At 63.7% G+C, this 19,375-nt stretch carries 20 protein-coding genes and 1 tRNA gene; 6 read left to right on the top strand and 15 right to left on the bottom strand.

Annotated features, from left to right (window positions below; translation table 11 throughout):
• Window positions 1–8 precede the first annotated feature (8 nt).
• From cydB to rpoH, 4 genes are all read right to left on the bottom strand, one after another.
• Window positions 9–1,145 carry a cytochrome d ubiquinol oxidase subunit II gene (gene cydB / locus SB764_RS12815; RefSeq protein ID WP_065062164.1) on the bottom strand — a complete coding sequence of 379 codons (1,137 nt, stop codon included), beginning with the start codon at window positions 1,143–1,145 and terminating at the stop codon, window positions 9–11.
• A 38-nt stretch (window positions 1,146–1,183) separates the two neighbouring features.
• Window positions 1,184–2,773, bottom strand: a complete 1,590-nt coding sequence (locus tag SB764_RS12810) for a cytochrome ubiquinol oxidase subunit I (RefSeq protein WP_065062165.1) — start codon at window positions 2,771–2,773, stop codon at window positions 1,184–1,186.
• On the bottom strand, window positions 2,763–3,032 hold the full coding sequence (cydP, locus tag SB764_RS12805; protein WP_065062167.1) for a cytochrome oxidase putative small subunit CydP: 270 nt from the start codon (window positions 3,030–3,032) through the stop codon (window positions 2,763–2,765). The genes SB764_RS12810 and cydP overlap by 11 nt, the downstream gene beginning before the upstream one ends.
• Before the next feature lie 379 nt (window positions 3,033–3,411).
• On the bottom strand, window positions 3,412–4,341 hold the full coding sequence (gene rpoH, locus SB764_RS12800; RefSeq protein WP_373681563.1) for an RNA polymerase sigma factor RpoH: 930 nt from the start codon (window positions 4,339–4,341) through the stop codon (window positions 3,412–3,414).
• Window positions 4,342–5,042: 701 nt separating this feature from the next.
• Between rpoH and SB764_RS12795 the strand changes: the two genes are divergently transcribed.
• A complete protein-coding gene (locus SB764_RS12795; protein WP_065062171.1) occupies window positions 5,043–5,426 on the top strand; it encodes a nuclear transport factor 2 family protein in 384 nt (127 codons plus the stop codon).
• 162 nt (window positions 5,427–5,588) lie between these two features.
• On the opposite strand, the gene leuA is transcribed toward SB764_RS12795, so the two are convergent.
• The 3 genes from leuA to ybiB form a co-directional block, all read right to left on the bottom strand.
• Window positions 5,589–7,235, bottom strand: a complete 1,647-nt coding sequence (gene leuA / locus SB764_RS12790; protein WP_124260945.1) for a 2-isopropylmalate synthase — start codon at window positions 7,233–7,235, stop codon at window positions 5,589–5,591.
• Window positions 7,225–7,428: a hypothetical protein gene (locus tag SB764_RS12785; protein ID WP_065062175.1), complete on the bottom strand. Its 204-nt coding sequence runs from the start codon at window positions 7,426–7,428 to the stop codon at window positions 7,225–7,227. Before SB764_RS12785 ends, leuA begins: the two co-directional genes overlap by 11 nt.
• Window positions 7,429–7,819: 391 nt before the next feature.
• The gene (gene ybiB / locus SB764_RS12780; protein ID WP_074981468.1) at window positions 7,820–8,782 is read right to left on the bottom strand and encodes a DNA-binding protein YbiB; all 963 of its coding nucleotides are present in this window, start codon (window positions 8,780–8,782) and stop codon (window positions 7,820–7,822) included.
• Between the two features lie 379 nt (window positions 8,783–9,161).
• On the opposite strand from ybiB, the gene SB764_RS12775 reads away from it, so the two are divergent.
• Complete coding sequence (locus SB764_RS12775; protein WP_110325363.1) at window positions 9,162–9,860, top strand: fumarylacetoacetate hydrolase family protein; 699 nt, start codon at window positions 9,162–9,164, stop codon at window positions 9,858–9,860.
• A 100-nt stretch (window positions 9,861–9,960) separates the two neighbouring features.
• Complete coding sequence (maiA, locus tag SB764_RS12770; RefSeq protein ID WP_065062181.1) at window positions 9,961–10,608, top strand: maleylacetoacetate isomerase; 648 nt, start codon at window positions 9,961–9,963, stop codon at window positions 10,606–10,608.
• A gap of 93 nt (window positions 10,609–10,701) precedes the next feature.
• Here maiA and ftsY read toward each other — a convergent pair whose 3' ends face one another.
• Window positions 10,702–11,814 (bottom strand): signal recognition particle-docking protein FtsY, encoded by a 1,113-nt coding sequence (gene ftsY / locus SB764_RS12765; protein ID WP_110325365.1) that lies wholly within the window; start codon window positions 11,812–11,814, stop codon window positions 10,702–10,704.
• A 303-nt stretch (window positions 11,815–12,117) separates the two neighbouring features.
• Here ftsY and rsmD point away from each other — a divergent pair, with 303 nt between their 5' ends.
• From rsmD to SB764_RS12750, 3 genes are all read left to right on the top strand, one after another.
• Window positions 12,118–12,744: a 16S rRNA (guanine(966)-N(2))-methyltransferase RsmD gene (rsmD, locus tag SB764_RS12760; protein ID WP_321903988.1), complete on the top strand. Its 627-nt coding sequence runs from the start codon at window positions 12,118–12,120 to the stop codon at window positions 12,742–12,744.
• Window positions 12,745–12,885: 141 nt separating this feature from the next.
• Window positions 12,886–13,389, top strand: a complete 504-nt coding sequence (gene coaD, locus SB764_RS12755) for a pantetheine-phosphate adenylyltransferase (RefSeq protein ID WP_065062187.1) — start codon at window positions 12,886–12,888, stop codon at window positions 13,387–13,389.
• Window positions 13,390–13,463: 74 nt separating this feature from the next.
• Entirely contained in the window at window positions 13,464–13,721 is a 258-nt protein-coding gene (locus tag SB764_RS12750) for a YfhL family 4Fe-4S dicluster ferredoxin (RefSeq protein WP_065062189.1), read from the top strand.
• Between the two features lie 179 nt (window positions 13,722–13,900).
• On the opposite strand, the gene hisC is transcribed toward SB764_RS12750, so the two are convergent.
• From hisC to lolB, 7 genes are all read right to left on the bottom strand, one after another.
• Complete coding sequence (gene hisC, locus SB764_RS12745) at window positions 13,901–14,968, bottom strand: histidinol-phosphate transaminase (RefSeq protein WP_410863717.1); 1,068 nt, start codon at window positions 14,966–14,968, stop codon at window positions 13,901–13,903.
• A gap of 93 nt (window positions 14,969–15,061) precedes the next feature.
• Entirely contained in the window at window positions 15,062–15,664 is a 603-nt protein-coding gene (gene pth, locus SB764_RS12740) for an aminoacyl-tRNA hydrolase (RefSeq protein ID WP_065062191.1), read from the bottom strand.
• Window positions 15,665–15,843: 179 nt separating this feature from the next.
• Window positions 15,844–16,446, bottom strand: coding sequence for a 50S ribosomal protein L25/general stress protein Ctc (locus SB764_RS12735; RefSeq protein WP_065062193.1), 603 nt, complete (start codon window positions 16,444–16,446; stop codon window positions 15,844–15,846).
• A gap of 169 nt (window positions 16,447–16,615) precedes the next feature.
• A complete protein-coding gene (locus SB764_RS12730; RefSeq protein WP_027815686.1) occupies window positions 16,616–17,572 on the bottom strand; it encodes a ribose-phosphate pyrophosphokinase in 957 nt (318 codons plus the stop codon).
• Window positions 17,573–17,638: 66 nt separating this feature from the next.
• A tRNA-Gln gene (locus SB764_RS12725) sits at window positions 17,639–17,715 on the bottom strand.
• Window positions 17,716–17,765: 50 nt separating this feature from the next.
• A complete protein-coding gene (gene ispE, locus SB764_RS12720) occupies window positions 17,766–18,668 on the bottom strand; it encodes a 4-(cytidine 5'-diphospho)-2-C-methyl-D-erythritol kinase (RefSeq protein WP_065062195.1) in 903 nt (300 codons plus the stop codon).
• 64 nt (window positions 18,669–18,732) lie between these two features.
• Window positions 18,733–19,353, bottom strand: a complete 621-nt coding sequence (gene lolB, locus SB764_RS12715; RefSeq protein ID WP_410863888.1) for a lipoprotein insertase outer membrane protein LolB — start codon at window positions 19,351–19,353, stop codon at window positions 18,733–18,735.
• Window positions 19,354–19,375: the final 22 nt, after the last annotated feature.

Raw genomic sequence — 19,375 nt, 5'->3', positions numbered from 1 at the left:
GGTTGCGTTCAGTACATCGTGTTGCGCTTGTCGTCGAGCGCATCCACGGTCACCTTGCCGCGCATGATGCGATACGCCCAGGTGGTGTACGCAAGCACGATCGGCAGGAAGATGATGACGGCCACGAGCATGATTTCGAGCGTCGTCTTGCTGGACGTCGCGTCCCAGACCGTGAGGCTAGAACGCGGATCGAGCGACGACGGCATGATGAACGGGAACATCGAAAAGCCCGCAGTGAGAATCACCCCGACGATCAGCAGCGACGTGCCGATGAACGCCGTCTTTTCGAGCCGCGATCCGGCCAGCACGAACGCGATCACGCCGCCCAGAATGCCGACGATCGGCGCGGCCGCCATCCACGGATACGTCACGTAGTTGGCGATCCACAGCCCCGCGCCCGGCTCCACGCTCTTGAGCAGCGGATTGGCGACCGCGTCGTAGGGCGCGGCATTGGTGATCGCATAGCCGCCGATCAGCGTTGCCACCAGGCCGCCCGCCACCACGAACAGCACGACCGCGAGTCCCGCCATCAGGCGCAGCGCCTTCGACGCGCGCTGGGCCACCACGCCGTCGCTCTTGAGCTTCACGAACGCGGCGCCGTGCGCGCTGAGCATGGTGAGGCTCACGAGCCCGCAGATCAGCGCGAACGGATTGAGCAACGCCCAGAAGCTGCCGTAGTAGGTCACGCGCAGATCGGTGTCGTACTGGAACGGCACGCCTTGCAGCAGGTTGCCGAACGCCACGCCGAACACCAGCGCGGGCACGAAGCCGCCGATAAAGAGCGCCCAGTCCCACGCACCGCGCCACTTCGGGTTGTCGCGCTTGCCGCGATAGTCGAAGCCCACGGGCCGGAAGAACAGCGCGAAGAGCACCAGCAGCATCGCGAAGTAGAAGCCCGAGAACGACGCCGCGTAGACGAGCGGCCAGGCGGCGAACATCGCGCCGCCCGCGGTGATGAGCCAGACCTGGTTGCCTTCCCACGTCGCGCCGACCGTGTTGATGACGACGCGGCGCTCCGCGTCGGTTTTGCCGATGAAGGGCAGCAGGACGGCTGCGCCCATGTCGAAGCCGTCGGTGAGCGAGAAGCCGATCAGCAGCACGCCGATCAGCACCCACCAGATCACTTTGAGGGTTGCGTAGTCCATGGTGTGTTTCCTGATGTGGGTCCGGAGGCCAGGGGGCGTCAGGCGACGCGGTTGCCGCTCGCCACGGCCGCCGCGCCCTGCTCGTGGAAATAGCGTCCCGTCTGCAGCGAGGACGGCCCGAGGCGCGCGTACTTGAACATCAGCGTGATCTCGATGATGAAAAGCGCCGTGTAGAACACCACGAAGCCCGCGAGGCTCAGCCACACGTCGCCGGGCGCGAGACTCGACGCGGAGAGATGCGTCGGCAGCACTTCGGCGATGGTCCACGGCTGCCGGCCGAGTTCGGCGACGATCCAGCCGAATTCGGCGGCGAGCCACGGCAGCGGAATCGCCCAGACGGCCCAGCGCAGGAACCAGCGGCGGTTGTCCTGGAGCAGCGAGCGTTGCGCGCAAAACCAGAACGCGAGCACGAAGGTCAGCAGGAACAGCATGCCGAGCCCGACCATCACGCGGAACGACCAGAACACCGGCGCGACGGGCGGAATCGAGTGCTTCGCGGCGGCCTTGATCTGCGCGGGCGAGGCGTCGACCACATTGGGCGCGAACTGTTTCACGAGCAGGCCGTAGCCGAGATCGCCCTTGTGCGCTTCGAACACGTCGCGCGTGGCGTTATCGGCGTTGCCTTCCTTGAGTTTTTGCAGCGCGGCATAGGCGAGCATGCCGTTCTGGATGCGCACTTCGGCGCGGCCCATCAGATCCTTCAGACCGATCACGGGCTCGTCGATCGAACGCGTGGCGATGATGCCCATCAGGTACGGAATCTGGATCGCGTAATCGGTGCGCTCTTCTTTCTGATTAGGAATGCCGAAGAGCGTGAAGGGCGCGGGCGCCGGCGCGGTATCCCATTCGGCTTCGATGGCGGCGAGCTTCACCTGCTGCACTTCGCCGGTGCGATAGCCCGACTCGTCGCCGAGCACGATCACGCAGAGCGTCGAGGCGAGGCCGAAACCGGCGGCGATCGCGAACGAGCGCAGCGCGAAATCGACGTCGCGGCGGCGGAGCAAATACCACGACGAGATGCCAAGCACGAACATCGACGCCGTCACATAGCCCGCCGAAACGGTGTGCACGAACTTCACCTGTGCGACCGGATTGAAGATCACCTGGAACAGGCTCGACAGCTCCATGCGCATGGTTTCGTAGTTGAATTCGGCGCCGACCGGATTCTGCATCCAGCCGTTGGCGACCAGGATCCACAGCGCCGAGAGATTCGAGCCGAGCGCGACGAAGAAAGTGGTGAGCAGGTGGCCGCCCTTCGACATGCGGTTCCAGCCGAAGAAGAACAGGCCGACGAAGGTCGATTCGAGGAAGAAGGCCGCGAGCCCTTCGACGGCGAGCGGCACGCCGAAGATGTCGCCCACGTAGTGCGAGTAGTAGGACCAGTTGGTGCCGAACTGGAATTCCATCGTCAGGCCGGTGGTGACGCCCATCACGAAGTTGATCGCGAAGAGCTTGCCCCAGAACTGCGTCATGTCCTTGTAGATGGTCTTGCCGGTCATCACGTAGACGGATTCCATGATGACGAGCAGCCACGAGAGCCCGAGCGTGAGCGGCACGAACAGAAAGTGGTAGAGCGCGGTGACCGCGAACTGCAGCCGCGAGAGATCGACGGTTTCGCTAATGGGCATGGTGGTTCCCTTGTTGCGGGTTCGTGCCGGCCGACACCGGTACGGAGAGAATGGCCTGGGCAACTTCCGCAGGCGGCATGTTCATGTTTTCGGCCTGCGGATGATTGAAGAAGGCGTACTTCAGCGCCATCAGCAGCACGAGCTTGACGGCGAGAACGAGAACGATGTCGCGGGCGAAGGTCGGGCCGCGCGCCCACTGGAGAATGCGTGCGCGCAGAAGCGGTCGCGTGCGCGCTGACTGGCCGGAAGTGAAGATCATGACGATGACTGTTGCCCCTAAAACTTGTTTCCTGGCCAGGCCTGCACGCAACCCGGATTGGTGTACATGTTGTGTACAAGGATTCTAGGAGTGGGGTCATCAGGACACCGTGACAAGAAGCCGCGAGCGCCTGCCTCACCGATCAGTAATGCGATCCGATTTGTTCGAAATCAATTTTTTGAGGTCGCGTTCTGATGTTTGCAACCGTGCATCAGATCAAGACTGCGCGGCATGCGAATTCATCTTACGAGGGAACGCTCAGAGACGGCGTGAACGTGTACTTATTTCTGGCGCCGGAAAAGAAAAAGCCCCGCACCTGGCAGGGGCGGGGCTGTCGGCGTCACGCTCGCGGGGCGAGCGGCGCAGCTTGATACGCGCGTCAGGCGTAGGCGGCGAGCGCCGTGCGCATCTTCTTCATTGCGCTGGATTCGATCTGGCGGATCCGCTCGGCCGATACGCCGAACTCGTCGGCGAGTTCGTGCAGCGTCGAACCGCCCGAACCGTCGTCGGCCACATTCAGCCAGCGCGCTTCGATGATGCGGCGGCTGCGCGGGTCGAGCGCTTCCAGCGCGCTGGCGATGCCGTCCGACTGCAGACGATCGCGGTCGCGCGCGGCCATCACGGCGGTCGGCTCGCTGTGCGAGTCGGCGAGCCAGGCGATCGGCGCGAAGGATTCCTCGCCGTCGTCGTTCTGGCTTTCCAGCGCGATGTCGGCACCCGACAAGCGCGTTTCCATCTCCACGACTTCCTCGCGCTTCACATTCAGTTCCTGCGCCAGGCCTTCGATTTCCTCCGGCGTGAACGACTGCAGGCCCTGCTTGTGGCTGCGCAGGTTGAAGAACAGCTTGCGCTGCGCCTTGGTGGTGGCGACCTTCACCATGCGCCAGTTGCGCAGGATGTATTCGTGGATTTCGGCCTTGATCCAGTGCATGGCGTACGACACGAGGCGTACGTTCTGCTCGGGGTCAAAGCGCTTCACGGCCTTCATCAGACCGATATTGCCTTCCTGGATCAGGTCGGCGTGCGGCAGACCATAGCCGAGGTAATTACGGGCGATCGAGACCACGAGGCGCAGGTGCGACAGCACCATGCGGCGCGCGGACTCCAGATTGTTTTGCTCGCGAAATTCAGTCGCGAATTGACGCTCCTCTTGCGGCGTCAACATCGGGATCCGGTTTACGGCCTGGATGTAGGCGTCGATGTTGCCCAGTTGGCCGGGCAGCAGGGAAGCGTTCGCGAGCGCCAGGGCACCCGAACCCGCGGCCTTGGCCGGCTTGGTGTTCAGCGTACCCGGAAGGGTCATTGCCATTGCGTTGCTCACGTAGCGAACTCCTCAGGAATCTTGCAAAAGTCAGACTGCGACTCCACGTTGGATGTTAGCACTCTGAATCAGCGAGTGCTAATACTTGGAGTCGGTAGGGGCTTCATGGTTCCGTGTTCTCTATCGAAATAGTTGTTTCGATAGGTTTCAACAAAATCACGGGAGGCAGACGGGACGGGGTTTCCAGCCCGATGCGGCGCGCGCACACCCGCGAACCGAGGGATAACTCTAGAACGATGACGCCGCGCAAAGCCGGCGCGGCAGAGAATTTGGGGCTGGATGAAAAACTGAATAAGCGGCGCTGACGGACTCAAAAATCGGGCCTCGCAGACGCTGTTCCGCGATTGTTTCGCACGGGCTCGTACTGGCTCGCACGGGCAGCCGCGCCCGAATTCTGTTCACGGCAGATATCTGAAAGACATCAGAATACGCCGAAAGTGCTGCGATGCGACATTGCGGCGCAGGGCTAGCCAGGCTTGAGCGTGCGGCGCGTCACACAACGCCGTCTGCGGAAGCAGGAAGCAATCGCGCAGCGTGACGGCCCTTTCTGACGCGCATATGGGGCCGATCCTTTTGATCGCAAGTATCCATGCGTCCAAACCTGGTATAAATTTCAGCGACACGCATGCGTACATCTTCTGTGCGAACCGGCGCGCGTGGCGCGGGCTCGTGCGCAAGGGGCCCGGGTAATGGCGGCAAAAGTAATCGAAGCGATTCGCGGACTGGAGCGCGAGCGGTTTCGCGCGATGGTGGACGGCGACGGCTCGTCGCTGGATCAACTGCTGTCCGACAATGTCTTTTTCGTTCACACGAACGGCAAGCGCGAGACCAAGCAGCAGTTCATCGATGCAATCACGGCGGGACGCCGGCGCTACCGTCAGATCGAGATCCAGTCGCAGGACGTGCTGCCGGTGGGCAACGAGACCTGCGTGGTGTCGGGGCGCGTGCTGATCGAGATGGAAGCGAACAACGGCGCGCTGCTGTTTCCGATTGCCTACACGGCGATCCAGACGCAGGAGGATGGCCACTGGCGTCTGCTCGCGTGGCAGGCGACGCGTTGCGCGATCGAGTGAGATCCGGTAAGTCCACTCGCCGATCCGCCTGCTAGGGCGTTTCGGGCGCACGCCAGCGGCCCGTTTTGCCGCCGGCGCTCAACGGCGCCGCCTCCAGGTTTGCTGCTTTTCTGCTGCTAACTTTCCAACTATTGATCGCTTCCGGATCGTTTCGTGGCCCGATCAGGCCGCGACGCGACGGTCGACCGTCTGCCACGTTGCGCGGTTGATGGCGCTGATCACCGCGGCGAGTACAGCCTGCGCCGCATCGTCGGCGACGCCCACGCCGTGGCGCAGCGCCTGACCGCCCACCCGGGCGCCGACGAACACCGCCGTGCCGCCTTGTGCGGTGCGCGCAGTTTCAAACGACGTGATCTCCACGCTTTCTTCCGCAACATCGGAGAACGCTGCCGCGACGGCTTGCGCATGCGCTTCGTCGATCTGCGCTGCCGCGGCAATCGCGACGTCGCGGCCTTCGAAGCGTGCGCGGCCTGCGCCGACCATCGTTGCCGGCCCCTTCGTCTCGAAATATTCGCGTTCGAACAGCGAGCAGATCGCCTCGCCGGTGATTTCCACGCCGGAGGCGTCCGTGACCTTTTGCACGGCGTGGCTGAATTCGATCTGGACGCGGCGCGGCGGCGTGAAGCCCATGCCGCGTTCGAGCAGATACGTCGCGCCGCCCTTGCCCGACTGGCTGTTCACGCGGATCACCGCGTCGTAGCTGCGGCCGAGATCGGCGGGATCGATCGGCAAATAGGGCACTTCCCAGATGGCGTCGGGCTGCTGAAGCGCGAAACCCTTGCGGATCGCGTCTTGATGCGAACCCGAAAACGCCGTGAACACGAGGTCGCCCGCGTACGGATGGCGCGGATGCACGGGCAATTGATTGCAGCGCTCGACCACACGGCGCACGGCGTCGATGTCCGAAAAATCGAGGCCCGGATCGATGCCCTGCGTGTAGAGATTCATCGCGAGCGTGACGAGATCGACGTTGCCGGTGCGTTCGCCGTTGCCGAAGAGACAGCCTTCGACGCGGTCCGCGCCGGCGAGCACGGCCATTTCGGCGGCGGCCACGGCGGTGCCGCGGTCGTTATGCGGATGCACGGAGAGCACGATGCTGTCGCGATACGCGAGGTTGCGGTCCATCCACTCGATCTGGTCAGCGTAGACGTTGGGCATCGCGGCTTCGACGGTCGCCGGGAGATTCACGATCATCTTGTGATCGCGCGTCGGGCGCCACGTCTGGGCGACGGCGTCGCAGACTTCGCGGGCGAACGTGAGCTCGGCCATGCTGAACGTTTCCGGAGAATACTGGTAGGTCCAGTGCGTCTGCGGGCGGGCGTCGGCGTGCTCGCGGATCATGCGCGTGCCGTTCACGGCGAGCGCCTTCACTTCTTCCTTCGACTGACCGAACACGATCTTGCGGAAAGACGGGCAGATCGCGTTGTAAAGATGCACGATCGCGCGCGATGCGCCTTCGAGTGCCTCGAACGTGCGGGCAATCAGATCTTCGCGCGACTGCACGAGCACTTCGATCGTCACGTCGTCGGGAATGCGCTTTTCGTCGATGAGCTTGCGCACGAAATCGAAGTCGGTCTGCGAAGCGGACGGAAAGCCGACTTCGATTTCCTTGAAGCCGATCTGCACGAGCATTTCGAAGAATTCGGTCTTCTGCTCGATGCTCATCGGCTCGATGAGCGACTGGTTGCCGTCGCGCAGGTCGGTGCTCATCCAGATCGGCGCGCGTTCGATCGTGCGCGTCGGCCATTTGCGGCCGTTCAAACGGATGGCGGGGAAAGGGCGATATTTTTCGGCGGGATTACGCAACATGATGGGCCTCGTTCTTCATGATGTCGTATGCGATGGCGGTCGGCAGCGGGCGGCTGGCGGGCTGGCGACGAGGCACGATGCGAGAGACTTCCGGCATCCGGGCGGCAACCTCGGACGCGAAGAAGACAGCCACGCTGACGGCGGTAACCGGCGCGGCGAAAGCGAACGTGAACGATGCCCATGCAACGTGCATTTTGACCTCGCGACTCGTCCAGTCGGTAGACGGACGAATGCAGACGACAAGTTGTAGAGATACTGCGAGTTTGGGGGTACTGCGAGAACTGCTGGGAGGACTGCCGACCGGCTCTGGGGAGCGGTCGCGCAGCGCTACGCCTGGCTTACGCTAGACGTAGCGATAGGGCCGCTAGGCGGCCGAGGGTAATTCGGAGGGTGTTCGGATAGGAACGCATTCGACCAATTTAAGTCAGGACGAACGCGCCTGTCAACAGGGAATGTGGCGACGCAGCTAGAAAAATTGCACGCAGATAGGCGATGAAGCGCTCAATTGCCGAAATGCGGACAATCCGCAAGTAACGCGCGGACGGCCGCAAACGTCCATGCCGCCGCGCTTTCAGCCGGATCGTTCAGCGCTTCGCGATGCGCTTGATCGTTTCCACCTGACGGGCGATCGCGTCGGGCACGGGCACTTCGCCGCGCAGCACGTCGGCGATCCACTCGGCGGTCGTGGGCGCGTCGCGGCCTTCGGGCAGATCCACTTCGGGCGCGTCCGGCGACGAGCGTTCCGGTTCGATCAGCGTGTCGCAGACGCCGTCATGCAGCCAGTCGACCTGCACCTGGCGGCGCGTATCGGCGACCGCTTCGCCTTCGGTGCCGCGCGCAAGCAATGCGCCACCCACGGCTGCTTCGGGATGCGCGGCGAACAGCGCGCTCAAGCTCTCGCGATACGGCGGATGCGTGTAATTCACGAGCCGCAGGCCCGGTTGCGCGAACGGTTGCAACAGCTTGACGAGCGTGTGCGTGGAGTTGCGCACGCCCATCCGGCGACGCAGCGAGAGCAGGCGCGCAAGCTGCGGTGCGAGCGTTTCGATCGACGCAAATGCAACCCGTTTGTCGGCGAGTTGTGCTTCGATGTCGGCGTGATCGCGTGCGTTGGGGAGATTTAGTGCAGCAAAGATTTCGGCGCTGGTGACGCGGCCCGGATCGGTCTGCACGCCGTGCACGAGCACCGGCACGCCGTCGCGGGCGAGAAGCAGGGCGAGCAGCGGTACGAGGTTCGGCTGCTTGCGCGCTCCGTTGTAGCTCGGAATCGAGACCGCGCGATAGTCGCCTGCAGGCACGGCAATCGGCGCGAACGACGCGTGCGCCGCCGAAAGCATCGCAGCCAGTTCGTCGGCGGTTTCGCCCTTGAGGCGGTAAGCCAGCAAGACTGCACCCAGCTCGAGCTCGGGCACGCGGCCGTCGAGCATCGCGGCGTAGAGCGCGTGCGTGTCTTCGGACGACAGCGAGCGCGCGCCGTGCGGGCCGCGGCCGATCTCCTTGATGAAGCGGGCGCAGGAAAAGGTCTCGGTGGAGTCGGGGGCGTTCATGAGGGCGTGCGTGTTATGTCGATGTGCCGGCCACGCGCCACGCTGCGTGGGCGGTGCGTGCCGGTCGGCGACTGTCTTGCGGATGCAGGAAGTATCGCACGACCTGCGCGGTGCGGTCCGACGCAGTGAAGGGATTAGGGCCGTAGCGTTGTCGCAGCCGTGCCGCAATACTGCGGTATCGAACTGCGCCAGCGCGGCGCCGCAAGCTTCGAAAGCTTCGCAATGGCTTGAAATATCGTCGCGATTGCTTGCCGTGGCGGCTGACCGCGCCGCGCGCCGCTGCGCGTTACACTCGCGTTTTACGCTGCCGAGCCGCGAGCGGATGCAGGCGTCGCGCGGCGTTGACTGACCATCACGAAGAACGAAGACGGAGAAACAGATGAGTTACGTATTTGAACCGGCGCCGCAAGCCTACGTGCCGGTCGCGGGCAGCAGCGCGCATTTCCCGGTGCGCCGCATCTATTGCGTGGGCCGCAACTACGAAGCGCATGCGCGCGAGATGGGCCACGATCCAAACCGCGAACCGCCGTTCTTCTTCGCCAAGCCCGCCGACGCCGTTCTCTTCGTGCCGCCCGGTGCGGCCGCCGATTTCCCGTATCCGGCTCAGTCGAACAACGTGCACTTCGAAATGGAACTCGTCGCGGCGATCGGCAAGGCGGGCAAGAACATTCCGGTGGAAAGCGCGCTCGACCACGTCTACGGCTACGCGCTCGGTCTCGACATGACGCGCCGCGATCTGCAAGCCGAAGCGAAGAAGCTCGGCCGTCCGTGGGATACGGCCAAGGGTTTCGACCATTCGGCGCCGATCGGCCCGATCCATCCGGTGGCGCAAGTCGGCCAACTGGCCAAAGGCTCGATCTGGCTGTCGGTGAATGACGAGGAAAAACAGCGCTCGGATATTTCGCAGATGATCTGGCCGGTTGCCGATACGATCGCGTATCTTTCGACGCTGTTCGAGCTGAAGGCGGGCGACCTGATCTTCACGGGCACGCCGGAAGGCGTGGGCGCGGTGGTGAAGGGCGATCTGATGAAGGGCGGCGTGGACGGCCTGGGCGAAATCGCTGTGCGCGTAGTCTGAAAACCGCCTGAACGATGCGACCGGCCTGACGCAGCGTTGCGCCCGCCCGGCGCGCTGCGGCTCGATACCGCGCGACTAAAACAAGGAGCATGAGAGGAGCATGAAGCTATATAGCTATTTCCGCAGTTCGGCGTCGTATCGCGTGCGTATTGCGTTGAATCTCAAGAATCTGTCGTACGAGTACGTGCCGGTGCATCTGGTGCGCGACGGCGGCGAGCAATTGAAGCCCGAGTACCGCAAGGTGAACCCGGACGCCATCGTGCCGACCTTCGTCGACGACGAGCAGCACGCGATCCAGCAATCGCTCGCGATCATCGAGTATCTCGAAGAGACGCATCCGGAGCCGCCGCTGCTGCCGAAGTCGCCCGTCGACCGCGCGCACGTGCGTTCGCTTGCGCTGCAGATCGCCTGCGAGATCCATCCGCTGAACAACCTGCGCGTGCTGAAGTACCTGAAGCGCACGCTGGGCGTGGACGACGCGGCGAAGGATGCGTGGTACCGGCACTGGGTCGAAGCGGGTTTCGAGACGCTCGAAGCGCGGCTGGCCGGCGACCCGCGCACCGGCAAGCTGTGTTTCGGCGATACGCCGACTTTCGCCGACCTGTTCCTCGTGCCGCAGATCTACAATGCGCATCGCTTTAACGTCGACACCACGCGGTTTCCGACCATTCAGCGCATTCACGATTACGCCGTGCAGCTCGATGCATTCGCGCGCGCGGCGCCGGGCGCGCAGCCCGATTCGGAGTGATATCGCGGCGATTTGCGCTCAGATGAGCCGATCATGACGTGAAAAAGGGCATCGCTCGCGAGAGAGATGCCCTTTTCTTTTACGCCGCCTGGATCAGTTGCCGAGCAATGCGTCCGCAAATTCTTCGGCCACGAACGGCTGCAGATCCTCGACCTTCTCGCCCACGCCGATGAAGTACACCGGAATCGGGCGCTGGCGCGCGATCGCGGCGAGAATGCCGCCCTTCGCGGTGCCGTCGAGCTTGGTGACGATCAGGCCGGTTAGACCGAGCGCGTCATCGAACGACTTCACCTGCGTGAGTGCATTCTGGCCCGTGTTCGCGTCGATCACGAGCAGCACTTCGTGCGGCGCGCCGTCGAAGGCCTTGCCGATCACGCGCTTGACCTTCTTGAGCTCATCCATCAGATGGAGCTGCGTGGGCAGGCGGCCGGCCGTGTCGGCCATCACCACGTTGATGCCGCGCGCGCGCGCCGCGTTCACGGCGTCGAAGATCACCGCGGCCGGGTCGCCGCTTTCCTGCTGCACGACCGTCACGTTGTTGCGCTCGCCCCAGATGGTGAGCTGCTCGCGCGCGGCGGCGCGGAACGTGTCGCCGGCGGCCAGCAGCACGCTCTGGTCGAAGCTCTGCAGATGCTTGGCGAGCTTGCCGATGCTGGTGGTCTTGCCCGCGCCGTTCACGCCCGCGATCATCATGACGAGCGGTTGCGCGCGGCCCAGCATCAGCGACTTTTCGAGCGGCTTGAGCAGGTCGATCAGCAACTGACGCAGCGCGGTTTTCACCTGCTGCGCTTCGGTCAGGCGTTCGGCGCGCACCTTCTGGCGCAGCGTTTCGAGCAGATATTCGGTGGCGTCGACACCCGCGTCCGACATCAGCAGCGCGGTTTCCAGCTCCTCGTAGAGATCGTCGTCGATCTTCGCGTTGACGAAGATGCTCTGGATGTTCGAACCCGTTTTCGACAGGCCCGACTTCAGGCGCGTCAGCCACGACTTCTTCGCGGTGGCGTCGAGCGCGGGCGGCGGGACGATTTCGACGGCCTCGAACGTGCGGGCGGCAGCGGGCGGTGCTTTGGACTCTGCGGGCGCGGCCGGCGCGCGCGGCGCCGCAGGCGCTTCGTCGCGTGCGGCGTCGGCCTCGGGAGCGGCGGTTTCGGCCTGCTCGTTCTCCGCGTTCTTGTCGCCGCGGAGTCGTTTGAAGAAACTGAACATGATCTGTGGCGTGGTGGGATCGCGCTGCCGGTCTGACCGAGGGACGGTCATCGACGTCATTTCAGCATGCAACGCGTGGAAAACACGACATTTTATCAGGCGGCATAGGGCGCGTCCTTGCCGCAGGCTTCCGGCGCGCGCGCGGCGCTGTGGTAACGTTCGCGGATTGGCCGGGCGGCCTCTGCGTCGCGCCTGGCAGCCCGGTTTGCTTCGCCGGTTCAGATCACCGGTTCGCATCCCACCGGATTGCGCAGTGGCGATCCGGTTGCGACGATTCAACCTCGATTCACACAGTACACACGCATGGCCCGTTCATCTTCTTCACGCCCGCAGGGCGCACGTTCCGCGCCACCCGCGCGCGGCGGCACGCACACGATCCGCATTATCGGCGGCGACTGGAAGCGCACGCCGCTGCCCGTGCTCGATCTCGACGGCCTGCGCCCCACGCCCGACCGCGTACGCGAAACCCTGTTCAACTGGCTCGGCCAGCGTCTGGACGGCCTGCGCTGTCTCGACCTGTTCGCCGGCAGCGGCGCGCTCGGCTTCGAGGCCGCGTCGCGCGGCGCTGCGCGCGTGGTGATGGTCGAGCGCAGCGCGCGCGCCGCCGCGCAACTGCGCGCGAATCAGGAGCGTCTCGGCGCCCGCGTGATCGAAATCGCGGAAGCCGACGCGCTGCGCCTCGCCGCGAACCTGCCGCCGGGCTCGTTCGACGTGGTGTTCATCGATCCGCCGTTCGGCGACGCCGCGCTGCTCGCGCGTGCGCTCGAACTCGCGGCGCCGCTCGTCGCGCCCGACGGCTGGCTCTATGTCGAATCCGGCGAAGCCGTCGATCCGGGCGCGCAGCCTGCGCTGGCGGGCTGGCGCGTCGCGCGCGAGGGCAAGGCGGGGGCCGTCCGCTATCATTTGCTGCAACGCGAAAATGAGGAATAATGCGCGTTCGATAAGGTTCGATAAAAAACGGGCGGACGGTTTTCGTGCCGCGCACGCCCGAGCGCACACTGTTTTGGCCGATGTTTTGACCGCCGTTTTCGCAACGGTTTGCGCCCCATTTCTGTTGAGAGGAGAAGCCTCATGGTAGTCGCCGTGTACCCCGGTACGTTCGATCCGCTCACGCGTGGTCACGAAGATCTCGTGCGGCGCGCGTCGAGCATTTTCGACACGCTGGTGGTCGGTGTCGCCGACAGTCGCAACAAGAAGCCGTTCTTCACGCTCGACGAGCGGCTAGAAATTGCGCATGAGGTGCTCGGCCACTATCCCAACGTTCAGGTCATGAGCTTCAAGGGTCTGCTGAAGGACTTCGTGCGCAGCAACAACGCGCGCGTGATCGTGCGCGGCCTGCGCGCGGTTTCCGACTTCGAGTACGAGTTTCAGATGGCGGGCATGAACCGCTATCTGCTGCCCGACGTCGAAACCATGTTCATGACGCCGTCGGATCAGTATCAGTTCATTTCGGGCACGATCGTGCGCGAAATCGCCCAGTTGGGCGGCGATGTCAGCAAGTTCGTGTTCCCGTCGGTGGAAAAGCGCCTGCAGGACAAGGTGGCGTCGCAGGGCGGCGCACCCGCGAAGGCCTGAGCCTCGCGAGGGTCGGCAGGCGCGGGGCCGCGGCGCTATAATGTCTTGTTTTTGAAGGGAAACGCGAGAGAAGTATGGCCCTGATGATTACCGACGAGTGCATCAATTGCGACGTCTGCGAGCCCGAGTGCCCGAACGACGCCATTTCGATGGGCCCGGAAATCTACGTGATCGACCCGAACAAGTGCACGGAGTGCGTCGGCCATTTCGACGAGCCGCAGTGCATTCAGGTGTGTCCGGTGGAGTGCATCCCGAAGAATCCCGAGCACCTCGAAACGCAGGAGCAGCTGATGCGGAAGTACGAGACGCTGACGGCGGCGAAGGACGCCTGAGCTTCACAGCCCGCCCGTAGTCTGCTCGCAACGACGACGCTGCAAACGAAAAACGCGCCCGAGGGCGCGTTTTTTTATGCCTGGCTTTTATGTGCGGCCAACGAGGCTCACAGCGAGGCTCACAGCGAGGCTCACAGCGAGGCTCACAGCGAGGCTCACAGCGAGGCTCACAGCGAGGCTCAGGCAACGATGGCTTTGAGCGCCTCGACGAGCGTATCGCATTCCGCGTCGGTGCCAATCGAGATACGCAGATGCTGATCGATACGCGGCAGCTTGAAATGGCGCACGAAGATTTCCTTTTCGCGCAGCTTCGCGGCAATGTCGGCCGCGTCGTGCTTCGGATGCTTCGCGAACACGAAGTTCGCCGCCGACGGCACGACCTCGAAGCCCAGCGCCTCGAGCGCCGCATTCAGGCGCGTGCGGCTCGCGATCACGCGTTCGCAGGTCGAGCGGAAATACGCCACGTCCTCGTAGGCGGCCACGCCGGCGGCCTGCGCCAGCCGATCGAGCGGATACGAGTTGAAGCTGTCCTTCACGCGGTTGAGCGCGTCGATCAGATCGGCGTGACCGAACGCAAAGCCCACGCGCATGCCCGCGAGCGAACGCGACTTCGAGGTCGTATGCACGACGAGCAGATTCGGATAGCGGTCGATCAGCGCGATGGCCGACTCGGCGCCGAAATCCACATACGCTTCGTCGACGATCACGACCGAATCCGGATTGCCCGCGACCACGCGCTCGATCTCGGCGAGCGGCAGCGCATGGCCGGTCGGCGCATTCGGATTCGGGAAGATCACGCCGCCGTTCGGCTGCAGATAGTCGTCCACGCGAATCTGGAATTGTTCGTCGAGCGGCACCGTGCGGTACTCGACTTCGTAGAGCCGCGCGTAGGTCGGATAAAAGCTGTAGGTGATATCGGGAAAGAGAATCGGCTGGTCGTGCTTGAGCAGCGCGAGGAACGCGTGCGCGAGCACTTCGTCGGAGCCATTGCCCACGAACACCTGATCGGCGCGCAGACCGTGATGCGCGGCCACGGCGGTGCGCAGATTCTTCGCGACCGGATCGGGATAGCGGCGCAGCGACTCGCTGTGCTCGCCCAGTTCGGCGCGGATCGCGTCGAGCACGCGCGGCGAGGGCGGGTAGGGATTCTCGTTGGTGTTGAGCTTCACCGGATGCGCGAGCGCCGGCTGTTCGCCGGGCACGTACGGTACGAGACGGTGGACGATGTCACTCCAGAAACGACTCAAGACGCTCTCCTTCACTCATTCGATAAGACTTGTGCAGCCGCGCGTGACGCACGGCGCGCACCTTGACGCAAGGTTATCCGCGCAACGCCGACTTCAGCCGTTGCGATGCAGCAGCATCACGGCGCGCTCGGTTTCGCCCTTCACGAAGGTGGGCATGATCGCGAGCGAGCGCTCGATCGACGCATCGATCACGTCCTGCTCTTCGCGGCGCGGCGGCTTGAGCACGAAGTTCGCCACGTCGGGCTTGGCGCCCGCGCGCGCGCCTTCGGGAATCAGATCGCGCGGATGGCCGATGCCGATGCGCAGTCGCCAGTATTGCTGCGTCGACAGATGCGCGGAAATGTCCTTCAGGCCGTTGTGGCCGCCGCTGCCGCCGCCGAGCTTGAGCTTCACGGTGCCGGGCGGCAGATCGAGTTCGTCGTGCGCGACGAGGATCTCGTCGGGCAGGATCTTGAAGAAGTTCGCGACCGCGACGACCGACTGGCCCGAGCGGTTCATATAGGTCTGCGGTTCGAGCAGATGCACTTCCTCGCCGTAGAGGCGCGCCTTCGCGTAGTGGCCGTGAAAGCGGCGCTCGTCGCGCAGCGTCGTGCCGGCGTCGCGCGCGAGCTGGTCCACGAGCCAGAAGCCCGCGTTGTGGCGCGTCGCCGTATATTCGGCGCCCGGATTGCCGAGCCCGACGATCAACCTGATCATGGTGGTGTTTCCGCCTGCAAAATCGCTGAAGGCTCGACGGCCAGCGGCCGGAGCGTGATCCGCAAGTGTACGGAAGTGTATGAAAGAGTGCGAAAAAAAACCCGCCGGGGCGAACCGCGGCGGGTCACGTCGACCGTCTCTATTGAGACGGATCGAGAGGATCGGCTTGTTGCCGCAGCTTATTCAGCTGCTGCTTCGCCTTCAGCAGCGGCTTGTGCGCCAGCCGGCACCGGTGCCGACGCGACGACCGGGTTTTCCGCTTCGATGTGCGGAACCAGCGTCACACCTGCCGGCAGCGTGATGTCCTTGGCGTGCAGCGATTGACCGGCTTCGATCTTCGCCAGGTCGACTTCGAGGAATTCCGGCAGTTGGCCCGGCAGGCAAACCACTTCGATTTCCGCGAGGACGTGCGAGATGATCGCGCCACCCAGCTTGACGGCCGGGTTGGTTTCCTGGTTCATGAAGTGCAGGGGCACCTTCGTGTGGATCTTCTTGTTCGGGTCCACGCGCTGGAAGTCCACGTGCAGCACGAGCTGACGGAACGGGTGGTATTGCACGTCGCGCAGCAGAACCTGTTGCGACTTGCCTGCCACTTCGAGCTCGAGGATCGACGAGTGGAAGGATTCCTTCTTCAGGGCGTGCCACAGCGCGTTGTGGTCGAGTTCGACCAGCTGGGGTTCCGAACCGACACCGTAAACGATGCCAGGGGTCTTGCCAGCGATGCGCAGGCGGCGGCTCGCACCCGTACCTTGCAGGTTACGCTCGAAAGCGATGACTTTCATGTGATTCTCCAATGCACTGCCCGCGACCAGGCAGTAAAACGGGGCCTTGTCGACAGCACGGCTGTCTTCTGGCCCCCAGCGATGCAGCACGAACCTTCGTCCGTTCGCGCCGATTACGTGCAAAAGCGCGGCATTCTCGCGAACACCGCGCTTTGCGCGTCAATTCTTTTTAGCTTTCTGCGAACAGCGACATCACCGAGTCGCCGCGGCGGATACGCGAGAACGTCTCCGCGAGCAGGCCGGCGCTGGTGAGCGCGCGGATCTTCGAGCACGCGCGGGCTTCTGCGCCCAGCGGAATCGTGTCGGTGACGACCAGTTCGTCCAGTGCGGAAGCTGCGATACGCTCGCCAGCGCCACCCGAGAGAACCGGGTGCGTGGCGTAAGCGAAGACCTGCTTTGCGCCGCGTTCCTTCAGCACTTGCGCTGCCTTGCAGAGCGTGCCGGCGGTGTCGACCATGTCGTCCATGATCACGCAGGTGCGGCCTTCGACTTCACCGATGATGTTCATCACTTCGGCGACGTTCGCCTTCGGACGACGCTTGTCGATGATCGCGAGATCGCAGCCGAGTTGCTTGGCGAGCGCACGGGCGCGCACCACGCCGCCGACGTCCGGCGAAACGACCAGCAGGTTCTCGTAGTTCTGCTTGCGCAGATCGCCGAGCAGCACGGGCGTTGCGTAGATGTTGTCGACGGGAATATCGAAGAAGCCCTGGATCTGGTCAGCGTGCAGATCCATCGTGATGATCCGCTCGACGCCCGCGATTTCCAGCATGTTCGCCACGACCTTCGCCGAGATGGCGACGCGCGCCGAACGGGGGCGGCGGTCTTGACGGGCATAGCCGAAGTAGGGGATGGCTGCAGTGATCCGGCCTGCGGATGCGCGCTTGAGCGCATCGACCATGATCATCAGTTCCATGAGGTTGTCGTTGGTCGGCGCGCAGGTGGACTGGAGGACGAAGACGTCCTTGCCACGCACGTTTTCCTGGATTTCGACCTGGATTTCACCGTCGGAGAAGCGGCTAACCATAGCCTTGCCGAGGGGAATACCGAGGATCTTGACGACTTCCTGTGCAAGCGCGGGATTTGCGTTGCCAGTAAAAACCATCAGGCCGTCATGGCTGCTCATCATGCACCTGCTGCGGACTTTGGGGGGGCGAGAGGAACTACTTGGGCGAACTGCTTTTAGAATTTTTGGCAGGGGAGGAAGGACTCGAACCCTCGCATGCCGGAATCAAAATCCGGTGCCTTGACCAACTTGGCGACTCCCCTACACTCAACTTCTAGCCTGACTGACCGGTAGAGCGATCAGCCACGCAAAACTATGACGCGAAAGTGAAGAGTGGATGCGTGTCCAGACTCGAGGCTACCGCGCTTCTCCAGGTTGGGTGTTCCGCTTGCAGTTTGGCTTGCACCGTTTCTGCTTCGGCCCGACTGGTGAATGCTGCGAAAACGCTTGCACCCGATCCGGTCATCCGCGCCGGTGTTGTGCTGCTCGAGATGTTCTCGAACCACTTGATCACCTGCGCTACTTCCGCGTATTTTCCTGCGACAACCGCTTGCATATCGTTCCGGCCGAAACTGTCTGGCCATCCGTTCTGCGCTGCTTGCTGTGCAAGAAAGACTGCTATTGTGCAGGTCTCTGTGTCCCTTGTCAACGACTTTTCTGAAAAAATTTCAGCGGTAGGAACATGAACCTGCGGCGTCACAACCAGAAAATGACGCGGGGGCAATTGTACACATTCCAGCGCCTCGCCAACACCCTCCGCAAATGCATTTTTCCCGAACACGAAGAAGGGCACATCGGCGCCCAGTTTCAGTGCCAGTTCCTGCAATTCGAGGCGCGGCAGATTGAGCTTCCAGAGGCGGTTCAGCGCGAGCAGCGTGGTGGCCGCATCGGAGCTGCCGCCGCCGAGACCGGCGCCCATCGGCAGACGCTTTTCGATGTCGATCTCGACGCCTTCCTGCGTACCCGTGTGCTCCTTGAGCAGCTTGGCCGCGCGCACGGTGAGATCGTGTTCGGCCGGCACGCCTTCGACTTCGACGGTGCGCGTGATGCGGCCGTCGTGGCGGCGCGTGAAATGCAGCGTATCGCCCCAGTCGAGCAACTGGAACACGGTCTGCAGATCGTGATAGCCATTCGGACGGCGGCCCGTGATGTGCAGGAAGAGATTGAGTTTCGCGGGCGCGAGGCAGTCGCGCAGCGAGTCTTGAGTTTCGGTCATGGTGCGTTGAGGCTTGCCTGACCGTCGTGCGGCGGGCCGCGCGACGGTCGTGTCGTGCTGGATTTTACTGGTCGAGCACGAGCTTGATCTGAAGCGGCGGATCTTCGCGGGTGAGATTCACGCGCTTGACGCCGGTCGCGGGAGCGTCCGCGTAAGCGATGTAGTCGATGGTCCAGCCGTCCTGCTCGATCTGCGAAAGACGTTGCGGGTTCTGCGGGTCGGCGCTCGTATGCGCGCGCGAACTGGGCGCGACCGACGGTTGCAGCCAGTAGCGCAGACCTTCGACCGGCAGCGCGAAGCCGAGCGCCTGCTGCATCAGCGTGCCGACGTTGTCGGCGGTGAGCGGCGGCTTGTTCGGCAGTTCGAGCGTGGCCTGCGACGGCGCCGACGTGACGATCGCGAGCGTCGATCCGAGCGGATTGAGCAACTGCAAGGTCACGGTGGAGTCGGTCTGACGCCAGTCGAAATTGCCGTACGCGTTGCGCTGCTGGCCGTTCTGGTCGTTGTACTGCACGGCAAAACGGCCGTGATAGGCGCGGTTCGTCTGCGTGGTGAGCGAGGTTGTGGCGCGCGCCGTGGACGGCTCGTGCGGCGCCTGCGTCGCGCAGCCCGCGAGGGCGAGCAGCGCGGCGAGCGCCGCGCCCGGCGCGAGGCGCAGCGCAGGGCGCAATACGGGGCGCAACATGGCGGAACGGATGCTGAGTCGG

The sequence above is a fragment of the Paraburkholderia sp. SIMBA_027 genome (assembly GCF_046535315.1).
Taxonomy (GTDB): domain Bacteria; phylum Pseudomonadota; class Gammaproteobacteria; order Burkholderiales; family Burkholderiaceae; genus Paraburkholderia; species Paraburkholderia tropica.
The sequence above is the reverse complement of the archived record's forward strand: the minus strand, read 5'-3'. Positions and strand labels throughout refer to the sequence as shown.

Bases quoted from the DNA above. Each gene is read 5' to 3' on its own strand.
- ybiB (WP_074981468.1), bottom strand. From the start codon at position 8,782: ATGAACGCCCCCGACTCCACCGAGACCTTTTCCTGCGCCCGCTTCATC.
- cydP (WP_065062167.1), bottom strand. From the start codon at position 3,032: ATGATCTTCACTTCCGGCCAGTCAGCGCGCACGCGACCGCTTCTGCGC.
- coaD (WP_065062187.1), top strand. From the start codon at position 12,886: ATGGTAGTCGCCGTGTACCCCGGTACGTTCGATCCGCTCACGCGTGGT.
- SB764_RS12795 (WP_065062171.1), top strand. From the start codon at position 5,043: ATGGCGGCAAAAGTAATCGAAGCGATTCGCGGACTGGAGCGCGAGCGG.
- SB764_RS12810 (WP_065062165.1), bottom strand. From the start codon at position 2,773: ATGCCCATTAGCGAAACCGTCGATCTCTCGCGGCTGCAGTTCGCGGTC.
- lolB (WP_410863888.1), bottom strand. From the start codon at position 19,353: ATGTTGCGCCCCGTATTGCGCCCTGCGCTGCGCCTCGCGCCGGGCGCG.
- cydB (WP_065062164.1), bottom strand. From the start codon at position 1,145: ATGGACTACGCAACCCTCAAAGTGATCTGGTGGGTGCTGATCGGCGTG.
- rsmD (WP_321903988.1), top strand. From the start codon at position 12,118: ATGGCCCGTTCATCTTCTTCACGCCCGCAGGGCGCACGTTCCGCGCCA.
- SB764_RS12785 (WP_065062175.1), bottom strand. From the start codon at position 7,428: ATGCACGTTGCATGGGCATCGTTCACGTTCGCTTTCGCCGCGCCGGTT.
- leuA (WP_124260945.1), bottom strand. From the start codon at position 7,235: ATGTTGCGTAATCCCGCCGAAAAATATCGCCCTTTCCCCGCCATCCGT.
- SB764_RS12735 (WP_065062193.1), bottom strand. From the start codon at position 16,446: ATGAAAGTCATCGCTTTCGAGCGTAACCTGCAAGGTACGGGTGCGAGC.
- pth (WP_065062191.1), bottom strand. From the start codon at position 15,664: ATGATCAGGTTGATCGTCGGGCTCGGCAATCCGGGCGCCGAATATACG.
- ftsY (WP_110325365.1), bottom strand. From the start codon at position 11,814: ATGTTCAGTTTCTTCAAACGACTCCGCGGCGACAAGAACGCGGAGAAC.
- rpoH (WP_373681563.1), bottom strand. From the start codon at position 4,341: ATGGCAATGACCCTTCCGGGTACGCTGAACACCAAGCCGGCCAAGGCC.
- SB764_RS12730 (WP_027815686.1), bottom strand. From the start codon at position 17,572: ATGAGCAGCCATGACGGCCTGATGGTTTTTACTGGCAACGCAAATCCC.
- maiA (WP_065062181.1), top strand. From the start codon at position 9,961: ATGAAGCTATATAGCTATTTCCGCAGTTCGGCGTCGTATCGCGTGCGT.
- SB764_RS12750 (WP_065062189.1), top strand. From the start codon at position 13,464: ATGGCCCTGATGATTACCGACGAGTGCATCAATTGCGACGTCTGCGAG.
- ispE (WP_065062195.1), bottom strand. From the start codon at position 18,668: ATGACCGAAACTCAAGACTCGCTGCGCGACTGCCTCGCGCCCGCGAAA.
- SB764_RS12775 (WP_110325363.1), top strand. From the start codon at position 9,162: ATGAGTTACGTATTTGAACCGGCGCCGCAAGCCTACGTGCCGGTCGCG.